Below are 11,820 nucleotides of genomic sequence, written 5' to 3'. Positions count from 1 at the left end.
AACCATTCCTCAGATGGTTTGGCGAGAAAGGCTGGTCGCCGCGCGCCCATCAGATTGAACTTCTTTCTAAAGCTCAGGCCGGTCAGTCGGTCCTGCTGATTGCGCCGACCGGTGCCGGCAAGACGCTGGCCGGATTCCTGCCTTCGCTGACCGAACTGGCCAACCGGCCCAAGAGAAAGCCGGGCCAGGCGCGTCGCGGTATCCACACGCTCTACATCTCGCCGCTGAAGGCGCTGGCCGTCGATATCGAGCGCAATCTCGGCAAGCCGGTGGAGGAAATCGGCCTGCCCGTCACCATCGAGACGCGCACCGGCGACACTCCTGCCCACAAGCGCCAGCGCCAGAAGCTGGTGCCGCCCGACATCCTGCTGACCACGCCCGAGCAACTGGCGCTGCTGATTGCGGCCGGCGATGCAAGACGCTTCTTCGAGGATCTGCGCTACGTCGTGCTCGACGAGTTGCACTCGCTGGTGACGTCGAAACGCGGGCATCTGCTGGCGCTCGGCCTGGCGCGGCTGCGCAGCTTTGTCCCCGGCCTGCAGACGATCGGCCTGTCAGCGACGGTGGCCGAACCGGACGAGTTGCGGCGCTGGCTGGTCAGCCAGAATCCGCCCAAGGGTTCGACCGGCCGTAGCATGGCCGAACTGATCGTCGTCACCGGGGGAGCGAAACCGGAGATTTCCATCCTCGATTCCGAAGAGCGCGTGCCTTGGGCCGGGCATTCGGCGCGCTACGCCACGCCGGAAATCTATCGAGAGATCAAGCGCCACAAGACGACCCTGCTGTTCGTCAACACGCGCAGCCAGGCGGAGCTGCTGTTCCAGGAATTGTGGCGGGTCAACGAGGATACGTTGCCGATCGCGCTGCATCACGGCTCGCTCGACGTCGCCCAGCGCCGGCGCGTCGAAAAGGCGATGGGGGAAAACGCGTTGCGTGCCATCGTCGCCACCTCGACGCTCGACCTCGGCATCGACTGGGGCGATGTCGATCTGGTCGTGCATGTCGGGGCGCCAAAGGGGGCGAGCCGGCTGGCGCAGCGCATCGGCCGCGCCAACCACCGCATGGACGAGCCATCCAAGGCGATCCTCATCCCGGCCAATCGCTTCGAGGTGCTGGAATGCCGGGCCGCCCTCGACGCCAACTATCTCGGCGCGCAGGACACGCCTCCCTTGATCGATGGCGGGCTCGATGTGCTGGCCCAGCATGTGCTCGGCTGCGCCTGCGGCGCGCCATTCCGTGCCGATGACCTGTTCGAGGAAGTGCGAACGGCTGCGCCCTATGTCAGCCTCGACCGGACGACATTCGACCGCGTCATCGATTTCGTCGCCACCGGCGGCTATGCGCTCAAGAATTACGAGCGCTATGCCCGCATACGCCTGAACAAGGATGGGTTCTGGCGGGTGTCCAATTCTCGTATTGCCCAGCAATACCGGCTGAATGTCGGCACCATCATCGAGGTGCCGGCGCTTAACGTGCGCTATGTGCAAGCGGGCAGCAAGGGCGCGGCGTCGCGCGGCGGCAGGGTTCTCGGCAAGATCGAGGAGGCCTTCCTCGAAACGCTAACGCATGGCGACACCTTCATGTTCGCCGGCAAGGTGCTGCGCTTCGAAGGCATCCGCGAGAATGAATGCTTCGTCTCGAACGCGCCCGGCAGCGATGCCAAGGTGCCTTACTATGGTGGCGGCAAGTTCCCGCTTTCGACCTATCTCGCCGAACAGGTCCGCATCATGCTGGACGACCCGCAGCGATGGAAGAAGCTGCCCGAGCAGGTCGCCGACTGGCTGCGATTCCAGGCCGACAAATCGGTGCTGCCCAAACGCGATGACCTGCTGATCGAGACCTTTCCACGAGGCAACCGCCATTACCTGGTGGCTTATCCGTTCGAGGGCAGGCTGGCGCACCAGACGCTCGGCATGCTGCTCACCCGCCGTCTCGACAGGGCAGGAGCTAGGCCGCTCGGCTTTGTCGCCACCGACTATGCGCTGGCGATATGGTCATTGGGCGATATGGGCGCGATGTTCAAAGCCAGGAAGCCTTCGCTTGGCGCTCTTTTCGACCAGGATATGCTGGGCGATGACCTCGAAGCCTGGCTGGCCGACAGCTGGCTTCTCAAACGCACCTTCCGCAATTGCGCGCTGATTTCGGGGTTGATCGAGAAACTCCATCCGGGCCAGGAAAAGAGTGGTCGCCAGGTCACGGTCTCGACCGACCTGATCTATGACGTGCTGCGCAGCCATGAACCGGACCACATCCTGCTTCAGGCCACACGCGCCGACGCAGCGACCGGCCTGCTCGATGTCAGCAGACTTGCCGACATGCTCTCGCGCATCCAGGGTCGAATCGTGCATAAGGCACTAGAACAGATATCGCCGCTCGCCGTGCCGATCATGCTCGAGATCGGCAAAATGCCGGTTCATGGCGAAGCCGATGAAACGCTTTTGATGGATGCGGCGACTTTGGTCGAGGAGGCCATGGGGCCGGAAATGGCTGAGGAATGAATTTTTCGCTGGCGCGCACATCGCTGATTGCCGAGGCCGACCTTGTCGGCATCGCCGGCGAGCGCGCCGTCTGCGACCCGCGCGGCGTGCTTTATTTTCCGGATCTGCGGCTTCTGGCCGTGTCCGACCTGCATCTGGAAAAGGGTTCGTCGCTGGCACGCCGCGGCACGCTGATCCCGCCCTACGACACCGGCGCGACCTTGTTGCGGCTTCAGGCCGTGATATCAGACTACCAGCCGTCGATCGTCATCAGCCTGGGCGACAGCTTTCACGATGGCGGCGGCGCCCAGCGTATGCATGCAAGCTTCCGCGAACGGCTGGAAGCGCTGATATCAGGCCGAGACTGGTTCTGGGTCGCCGGCAACCATGACCCGGAAGCGCCAGCCGATCTGCCCGGCGAAACGGTGCGTGAACTTGCTATAGGCTCGCTGCTGTTCCGGCATGAGCCGTCGAAGCAGCGTGTCGAAGGCGAAATAGCGGGCCATCTGCATCCCTGCGCCCGCATAGTCCAGCAGGGACGCTCGGTGAGGCGGCGCTGCTTCGCCGGCGACGGCGGCCGCATGATCATGCCGGCCTTCGGCGCCTATACCGGTTCGCTCAACGTCCTCGACCGCGCCTATGCCGGGCTGTTCCGGCTGGACACGCTGATGGCTTATATGCTGGGCGCCCAACGCATCTTTGCCATTTCCGGCTCGATGCTGCGGCCGGGTTAAACAGCCTTACCTGCCATAGTAGAGCGTAACCGTGTGCTTTGCCTCGGCGAAGAACAGCCAACGTTCGACCAGCATGCCGGCGAACTGGATTGCAGCAGCAAGTACCGACAGCAACGCTGCCAGCGGCCATGGCAGTGCGAACACAATGGCGAGCAGCCCCAAGGGCAACGCGAAGGCCAGAAGCTGCGTGATCTGGCGCAGCCGCGCGCCGTGCTTGCGCGCGATGCGAAAGCCCATTTCCTTGAGCAGATAATTCTCCTCGGTATGCGGCCATTCCAGCGACCGCACCGTGCCCCCCGCCAGCCCGGTCGCGGTGTTGGCGGTTGTCGAGATTTCCAGCCTGTCATTGTAGCGCCAGGTCGCCACTTTCCAGCTCCAGCCGAACAAGGTCAGCAGCAGGCAAGCCGCCAGCTGCACCTTCGAACCCAGCGCAAAGCCCTGCAGCAGCGCGTTCAGCAGCACGCTGCCGGTCATCGTCGAGAAGATGAGGTAGCCGGGCAGGGTGAAGTGGCTGTGCCATTGGGCGATCGGCTTCAGCGACGCATAGATCATGCCGGTGGTGCAGACGGTGACGACCGCGCCGATGGCAGCCAGAAATCCGGCGATGCCGACCCAGCCATCGATGCGGCCGAGAAACACCCAGCCGATGCCGAACAGCCCCGCCGGAATGAAGGTGATGACCGAGGCGACGCCTTCACGCGACAGCCATGAACTGCGCCATTGCGAGAACGCCCGCCAGGCGCGTTCGGGACGGCCGAGGTGACCCGTTGAAGACAACAACCCGGCCACGATGAGACCGAGTGCCAGGCCCATGCCGACAAGGCCCAGCCAGAAATCAGGCGGGATGATCTGGAAGCCTCCGAACATGCCCAGCAGCGCCAGCAGGCCGTAGCCGGCGCCGGTGGCGGTGGTGAAGAAGACGACGGAGAAGGCTGGATGCATGGGTCAGTTCGAAAGCATGCGGTCGACCCAGCCGAGGAAACCGCCTTCGGCCCGCACCGGTTCCAATGCCGGCGCGGCCACCGATGCGGCGCGCTTGCTGTGGGCGCGCGGCGGCAGATATTTGTTGGTTGGGCGATAGCCGAGCTCAGGCATCAGGTCGACGCCGCCACGCTCCGCCACCAGTTGCGAAACAGCCGACAGGGGATCGCCTAGGTCGCCGAAATGCCGGGCGCTGGTCGGGCAAGCGGCGACGCAGGCCGGCACGCGGTCTTCCTCGGCCAGATTGTCATTGTAGATGCGGTCGACGCACAGCGTGCACTTCTTCATCACCCCGACATCGGTGTCGAATTCGCGTGCACCGTAAGGGCAGGCCCAGCTGCACAATTTGCAGCCGATGCACTTGTCCTCGTCGATCAGCACGATGCCGTCCGAAGCCCGCTTGTAGGAGGCGCCGGTCGGGCAGACGGTGACGCAGGCCGGCGTCTCGCAATGCAGGCAGGAGCGCGGGAAGTTCACCGTCCGTCCGCCCATCTCGGTGGTGTGCTCGTAAGCGTGCACGCGGTTGAACCAGACGCCGTCGACATGGCCGCCATAGGGGTCGATGTCGGTCAGCGGCGCCATGTGGCCGCCGGTGTTCCATTCCTTGCAGGCGGTGACACAGGCCTGGCAGCCGACGCACGTATCGAGGTCGATCACAAGGCCGAGTTTCTTGCCGCTTTGGCTTGGCAGGCAGGTCATTCGGTCGCCTCTCTTGCCCGGCGGAATTCAGCGCCGAAAGTCAGTCTGTCGGGTGAGGGTTCGAAATGCGGCGGCTGTTGGAAACGTTCGAACTGCGGCTCGGTGAAGCCGGCTTCTTCCACTGCGCATTTGACGATGCGCACGCGTAAATCGAACCATGCCGCCTGGCCGGTCACAGGATCGGAGTTCGAATAGCGTTTGCCCTGAGCGTCAGCCGAGGTCTGGTCGCCCATGATATGGTTGAGCAGGAAGCCGCGGTTGGATTCCGCCGCATCGTCCTTCAGCCCCCAGCTGCCGCGCCTTTTGCCGATGGCGTTCCAGGTCCAGACCGTGCTTTCGTTCACCCCGTCGATCAGCTTGATCTGCCCCTTCACTTTGCCGTTGATGCTCTCGATCCACACCCAGTCGTCATCGACCAGGCCGAGGCCAGCTGCCGTCCGGTGATGCACGAACAGCCGATTCTGGCTGGTGATCTGCCGCAGCCACGCATTCTGCGATCCCCAGGAATGGTACATATGCATCGGCCGCTGCGTCAGCGCATGCAGCGGATATTTTCCAAGGTCGACGACCGCTTCCTCGAAGGGCATATGCCAGAAGGGCAGCGGGTCCATGTAGGTCTCGATGCGCTGGCGATCGCCCGCCGGTGGCAAGACAGGGCCATGCCCACGCGCGGCAAGGCGGAAGCGCTGCAGCGGCTCGGAGTAGAGCTGGAAGACGATCGGCTCAGCCTTGGGAATAAAACCCATCTGCACCGCGAAATCGAGATAGGAGCGGTTGGCCATCTTGTAGTAGCGCTGGTCGTCCGCGAAATCGTGGTGCCAGAAGCCGCCATTGTCGATGTAGCGCTGCAGCTGGTCCGGGTTGGCCTCGCCCCTGCCGGTCGAGGTCCCGTCCTTGCCGCGCCAGCCGGCGAGCGGGCCGATGCCTGATGTGCGCTCATGGTTGACGATGTAGTCGGCGTAGTCGGCATACTTGGCCGAGCCATCGCCGTTGATGAAACCGGGCAGGCCGAGCCGCGCGCCGAGTTCGATCAGCACCGACTGGAACGGCCGGACGTCGCGATCAGGTTCGACGACGGGATGGCGGATGGCGTCGCCCGGTCCGTCGGCATGGCTGATCGGCCGGTCGAGCAGGCTGATGCAGTCATGCCGCTCAAGATAGGTGGTGTCGGGCAGCACGAGGTCGGCGAACGGCACGGTCTCGGAATAATAGGCATCGGAATAGATGATGAAGGGGATCTTGTAGTTGCCCGCATCGTCATGGTCGGTCAGCATGGCAATGGTCTCGACGGTGTTCATCGAGGAATTCCACGCCATGTTCGACATATACATCATCAGTGTATCGATCGGGTACGGGTCGCCGGCCCAGGCATTGCGGATGACGGTGTGCATCAGGCCATGCGCCGCCAGCGGTGCGTCCCAGGAATAGGCCTTGTCGATGCGAAGCGGCGTGCCGGCCTCATCGACCAGCAAATCGTCCGGCCCACAGACGAAACCGAGTGGCATGCCGTCAAGCGGCGTCATCGGCTTGACGGTCTTGCCGGCCGGCTTGGGACCGGGCGGAGCGGAGCGGGGGTAGGGCGGCTTGAAACGGAAACCGCCGGGAACATCCACCGTGCCCAGCAACACCTGGAGGAGATGGATGGCGCGGCAGGTGTGGAAGCCGTTCGAATGGGCCGAGATGCCGCGCATGGCGTGCATCGAGACAGGGCGCCCTTTGATGGTCTCGTGCCGGCGCCCGGCCCAGTCGGTCCAGGCGATCGGCAGTTCGATCGTCTGTTCGAAGGCGACATGCGCAAGTTCGGCGGCGATCCTGCGGATCGTATCGGCGGCAATGCCGCAGCGCTCGGCGACCGCGTCCGGCGCATAGCTCTCATCGAGGTAGCGGTCGGCGATGAGCTGGAACACCGGGACGCAGCGGCGCCCGCCGACCGTGAAGCTGCCCGTCAGTGCCGGCTTCGCACTGGCATCGGTGGCGCTGACCGGTGTCTTCGCCACCCTGTCCCAGGCCAGCGGATTTCCGTCGGCGTCGCGCACGAACAGCCCGTCATCGGCGGCACCCGGCTCCTGCACGACGAGAACATGGGCATTGGTGTAGCGCAGCAGATAGTCGAGATCGACGCGGCCCGCCTTGAGCAATTCGTGGATGAGGGCGAACACGAACAGCCCATCGGTGCCGGGCCGAATGCCGATCCAGTCGTCTGCAATGGCATTGTAGCCGGTGCGGCACGGGTTGATCGAGACGACCTTGGCGCCGCGCGCCTTGAGTTTGCCGAGGCCGATCTTGATCGGGTTGGAATCGTGATCCTCGGCGACCCCGAACAGCATGAAATACCGGGTGTTGTCCCAGTCGGGCTCACCGAACTCCCAGAACGAACCGCCGATCGTATAGAGACCACCGGCCGCCATGTTGACCGAACAGAAGCCGCCATGGGCGGCAAAGTTCGGCGTGCCGAACTGGCTCGCCCACCAGCCGGTCAAGGATTGGGATTGATCGCGGCCGGTGAAGAAGGCCAGCTTCCTGGGGTCGGTCCGGTGGATGGCCGAGAGCCGTTCCGTCGCGATCGAAAACGCCTCTTCCCACTCGATCTCGCGGAACTCGCCGGAGCCGCGCGGCCCGCTGCGCAGCAAGGGCTTCTTCAGCCTTGCCGGACTGTAGTGCTGCATGATGCCGGAGCTGCCCTTGCCGCAGATCACGCCGCGATTGACCGGATGGTCCTTGTTGCCGTTGATGTAGCGGACCTTGCCATCCTTGATGTGCACGTCGATGCCGCAGCGGCAGGCGCACATGTAGCAGGTCGTCTTGGCGATGCTGTCGGAAACATCAGGCGAGGTGTCGACGCCGTCGCCTTCGTCAGGCGCCCGCGTGTCGGCAAGCGGGCGTTGCGATGGTGCCGAATTCGCGCCGCGCGGCGGTCCCTGCATCATGATCCGGTGGCGCCTGTACGGCCCATGGATTTGGCCCGCGTCTTCGGTCCGGGGCCGCGCATGTAATGCTCTTCCGGGTGGTAGCGATCACCGGCCAGCCGCCGTCTTATGCCGCGGGTCCAATGCGCAAGCAGGGATCTGAACCGCCCGATCATTCTGCTCTCTGCGATCTCTCGGCGAATTTTTTCTAACTTCACGAGGAAACTTAGAATAAAGCTATCGATCCGTCTAATCAGTTGTTCTTGTAAATTCGATCGATATTGGTTCTTAATACAGACATGACCCTGGACCAGTTGCGCATTTTCGTCGCCGTCGCCGAGCGCGGCCATATGACCAAGGCGGCGGAATTGCTGGGCATTTCGCAGTCGGCCGCATCGGCCGCCATCCGGGCGCTTGAAGAACAGCACGGCGTCCACCTGTTCAACCGCGTCGGCCGCAACATCGAGCTTGCCCAGACCGGCCACCGGTTCCTGCCGGAGGCCAAGGCCGTGCTCGAGCGGGCCGCCGCCGCCCGCAATGTGCTGGAGCATGTCTCGCAGACCGTCACCGGCAGCCTCTCGATCGCCGCCAGCCAGACTATCGCCAGCTACTGGCTGCCGCGCCGGCTGGCTTCCTTCCACGAAGCCTATCCGGCCGTCAGGCTGAGCGTCTCCATCGGCAACACCAGGCAGGTCGAGGCCAATGTCCTCGATGGCGCGGCGGATCTCGGCCTGGTGGAGGGGCGCACCGAGTCCGACATATTGCGCCGCACCAAGGTCGACGTCGACAGGCTGATCCTGGTGGTTGCCAGCGCGCATCCGGAGATCCCCGAAGTCGCGCCCGGCCGCCCTGACATCAAGGGCCTGCGCTGGATCATCCGTGAGGGTGGTTCGGGCACGCGCGAGGTGCTGGACGATCTGGCGCGCCACGAAGGGATTTCGCTCGCCGACCTCCAGATATTCCTGGTGCTGCCGAGCAATGAAGCTATTCGCCAAGCCGTCGAGGCGGGGGCCGGCGCCACCATCATTTCCGAGCTTGTCGTGGCACGCGCCGTGGCCGAAGGCAGTCTGAGGTCGGTGCCGCTCCAACTGCCGAAACGCGACTTCGCCATGATCGCCCATCGCGATCGCCAGGCAAGCTTGGCCCAGATGGCGCTCAAGGCGCATCTGGGCGACGAAACCGCTGGAAGCGGTCTGGTGTAGTGCCACTTCAGAATCTGTCCGGCTTAGGTCTTCACCCGGTTTTAATGTGGTTTCCGTGGGGTCTCGTTCTGGGCACCAACTTATTCAGCGATGGGTTTGTGGTCGTCGGTTCAAGGCCGGCCAAACTTTCTAATGCGGAGAATAGCCCATGCGATCTCCGCATCTTTTGCAGCAATTACAGTTGTTCATGCGATGAATAAGGCGTACAATCTCTGCAGGAGACGCGGAGAATAATGGCAAAGTACATTCACCAGTTACTCGAATGGCCGAAGTTCAATTGGAAGCCGGAGAAACTCGCCCGCCGGCTCTCGGCCGTGCGGCACAGGCAAGGTCAGCTCTTCGGCCAAATGCAGACACTGGGCTTCCGGTTGCGGCAAGAAGCTATCCTCACAACGTTGACCGAGGACGTTGTCAAATCCAGCGAGATCGAGGGCGAAATCCTCGATCGCGAGCAGGTAAGGTCGTCCATCGCGCGCCGTCTAGGCATAGAGACCGGTGCGCTGTTGCAAGCAGACCGCAGCGTCGAAGGTGTTGTCGAGATGATGCTGGACGCCACACAGAAATTTAGCGAACCCTTGACTGATGAGCGCCTATTCGGCTGGCACGCCGCGCTCTTTCCGACCGGTCGCAGCAGCATAACGAGAATTATTGTCGGCGCCTGGCGCAACGACAAGACAGGTCCGATGCAAGTTATCTCTGGCCCGTTCGGCAAAGAGCGTGTTCACTACGAAGCGCCGGCTGCCGACCGCCTCGACAATGAAATGAGGGCGTTCCTGGATTGGTTCGGCAACAGCGTTGACCTTGATCCCGTCCTCAAGGCAGGCCTTGCTCATCTCTGGTTTGTGACGATCCACCCCTTTGATGATGGCAACGGCCGAATTGCCCGTGCTATCGCCGATATGGCGCTGGCCCGGTCCGAGGACAGCTCACAGCGCTTCTACAGCATGTCGGCGCAAATCCGTCTCGACCGTAATGGCTACTATGACGTACTGGAGAGGACGCAGAAGAGCCCAGACCTTGATGTCACGCCGTGGCTGGAGTGGTTCCTGCAATGCCTTGGCCGAGCCATCGAGGGTGCGGAGCAAACACTATCGGATGTGCTCTTTAAGGCCGAGTTCTGGAAGCAGCATGCCGGCCAATCGTTCAATGATCGTCAGCGTGACATAATCAATCGCCTTCTGGATGGTTTCGACGGAAAACTCACTTCCTCGAAATGGGCGATCATCGAAAAATGCTCGCCAGACACGGCGTTACGCGACATCACCCAACTAATCGACATGGGCGTTCTCGCCAAAGATCAGGCGGGCGGCAGAAGTACAAGTTATCATCTCTTGCATCAAGAAACCCATTCTTAGCTGCGCCCATGTGCACGCCAAGGGACAATCGGCTCCAGAAGGGTTCTATCAGTATGGAGGGAATCAACCGAACTTTCGCTGCGCATCCAGCGCCAGGCCAAGTCCGACCGAGCCGAACATGTCGCCTTCGATGACGGATGCCTGCGGCACCAGCGACAGGATTTCTCGCCTTGCCAGCGGGATCGCGGTCGATCCGCCGGTCAGGAATACCGCGGTGATGTCGGATGGCTTCACCTCAGCGTCCCGGATGGTCTGCGCCACCGTCGCTGTGACCCGCTCGATGTCCCTGGCAATCGTGGCATCCAGCCCGTTGCGCGTGATTTCGGCGGCGAACTCCGCACCCGGCAGCTTCACCACGACCTCCGCGGATGACCTGTCGGTCAGCTCTATCTTGGCTTTTTCGACAAGTGCGGCCAGCGCGTGTCCATAGCGGTGTTCGACGATGTGGATGAAACGGTCGACCAGGTCGGCGCGCTCGGCCTCGTAGCGGATCTGGCGCAGATGCGTCATCGCCTTGGCGGTGTAGACAAGGTTGATGCGCTGCCATGTCGCGAGATCGATGAAGTAACTTGCCGGCAGATTGCGCTTGCCGTCCTTGGTCGGCGTCAAATAGCCGAGTTGCGGCATGACATGGGCGATGCTCAGCAGCCGGTCGAAATCCGTACCGCCGATATGGACGCCTCGGCTGGCCAGGATGTCGTCCTTGCGGTCGAGCGAGCGGGAGCGCTGCGGCGAGACGCGCACGATCGAGAAGTCCGACGTGCCGCCGCCCATATCGATGATCAGCGCCAGTTCCTCGCATGTCACCTTTTGTTCGTAGTCGAGCGCCGCCGCGATCGGCTCGAACTGGAAAGCGATGTGCTTGAAGCCCTGGCCACGGGCGGCGTTCTCGAGTTCGCTTTGCGCCTTCGCGTCGGCCTCGGCATCGTCGTCGACGAATTGCACCGGCCGGCCAAGAACGACGGTCTCGACCGTATCGCCGGCATCTGCTTCCAGCCTCATCTTGAGATGTCCGAGGAACATGCCGACGATGTCCATGAAGCCGATCGACCGCGATTTGATGCGGGTCTTTTCATGGGCCAGCGAACTACCGAGCACGCTCTTCAGCGAACGCATCAGCCGGCCTTCGATGCTGTCGGTGTAGTTGGCGATGGCGTGACGGCCAAAGCAGGTGCGGTTGTCCTCGAAGTTGAAGAACACGGCACTGGGCAGTGTCACCTGGCCGTCCTCCAGGGCGACGAGGCGCGGCTGCGCGTTGCGGACCACGCCAACAGTGGAGTTCGAAGTGCCGAAGTCGATGCCGCCGAAGGCTGGTCGCATGACAAGTTCCTGTATTTGTCGTCGGCGAGCCGACAGGCGCCGAGAAATCGCGCGCTGCCCGGGGACGGGCTGCTCTGCCGAACCGAATTGTTTGTGTCTGCCATTTGGCTGGGGAGCGCGGTCTACCGCATGCCCCGGCAAAGGGA

8 protein-coding genes are annotated in these 11,820 nt (G+C 62.9%); 4 read left to right on the top strand and 4 right to left on the bottom strand.

Translation table 11 applies throughout. The features are described 5' to 3' along the window. Together EOB49_RS16755 and pdeM are read left to right on the top strand one after the other, a co-directional pair. Positions 1 to 2,498, top strand: a 2,498-nt coding sequence (locus tag EOB49_RS16755; protein WP_127381608.1) for a ligase-associated DNA damage response DEXH box helicase, incomplete at its 5' end; no start/stop codon positions are given. Further along, complete coding sequence (pdeM, locus tag EOB49_RS16750; RefSeq protein WP_127320859.1) at positions 2,495 to 3,211, top strand: ligase-associated DNA damage response endonuclease PdeM; 717 nt, start codon at positions 2,495 to 2,497, stop codon at positions 3,209 to 3,211. The genes EOB49_RS16755 and pdeM, both read left to right, overlap by 4 nt. A 6-nt stretch (positions 3,212 to 3,217) precedes the next feature. Here the strand turns inward: pdeM and EOB49_RS16745 are convergent, their stop codons facing one another. Genes EOB49_RS16745 through EOB49_RS16735 form a run of 3 tightly spaced genes read right to left on the bottom strand, consistent with a single transcriptional unit; the run spans position 3,218 to position 7,818 of the window. Then, entirely contained in the window at positions 3,218 to 4,153 is a 936-nt protein-coding gene (locus EOB49_RS16745; protein WP_127320860.1) for a dimethyl sulfoxide reductase anchor subunit family protein, read from the bottom strand. A gap of 3 nt (positions 4,154 to 4,156) precedes the next feature. Beyond that, on the bottom strand, positions 4,157 to 4,891 hold the full coding sequence (locus EOB49_RS16740) for a 4Fe-4S dicluster domain-containing protein (protein ID WP_127320861.1): 735 nt from the start codon (positions 4,889 to 4,891) through the stop codon (positions 4,157 to 4,159). Continuing rightward, positions 4,888 to 7,818 (bottom strand): molybdopterin oxidoreductase family protein, encoded by a 2,931-nt coding sequence (locus EOB49_RS16735; RefSeq protein ID WP_164781705.1) that lies wholly within the window; start codon positions 7,816 to 7,818, stop codon positions 4,888 to 4,890. The genes EOB49_RS16740 and EOB49_RS16735 overlap by 4 nt, the downstream gene beginning before the upstream one ends. Positions 7,819 to 8,096: 278 nt before the next feature. Here EOB49_RS16735 and EOB49_RS16730 point away from each other — a divergent pair, with 278 nt between their 5' ends. Together EOB49_RS16730 and EOB49_RS16725 are read left to right on the top strand one after the other, a co-directional pair. Continuing rightward, entirely contained in the window at positions 8,097 to 8,999 is a 903-nt protein-coding gene (locus tag EOB49_RS16730; RefSeq protein WP_127381607.1) for a LysR family transcriptional regulator, read from the top strand. Between the two features lie 233 nt (positions 9,000 to 9,232). Then, positions 9,233 to 10,354 (top strand): Fic family protein, encoded by a 1,122-nt coding sequence (locus EOB49_RS16725; RefSeq protein ID WP_127381606.1) that lies wholly within the window; start codon positions 9,233 to 9,235, stop codon positions 10,352 to 10,354. A 63-nt stretch (positions 10,355 to 10,417) separates the two neighbouring features. On the opposite strand, the gene EOB49_RS16720 is transcribed toward EOB49_RS16725, so the two are convergent. Further along, on the bottom strand, positions 10,418 to 11,674 hold the full coding sequence (locus EOB49_RS16720) for an Hsp70 family protein (RefSeq protein WP_127381605.1): 1,257 nt from the start codon (positions 11,672 to 11,674) through the stop codon (positions 10,418 to 10,420). Between the last annotated feature and the right edge of the window lie 146 nt (positions 11,675 to 11,820).

Origin of the sequence: Mesorhizobium sp. M7A.F.Ca.MR.148.00.0.0, from assembly GCF_003997735.1 — a bacterium.
Lineage (GTDB): Bacteria > Pseudomonadota > Alphaproteobacteria > Rhizobiales > Rhizobiaceae > Mesorhizobium.
This window is presented reverse-complemented; position numbering and strand designations above follow the sequence as displayed.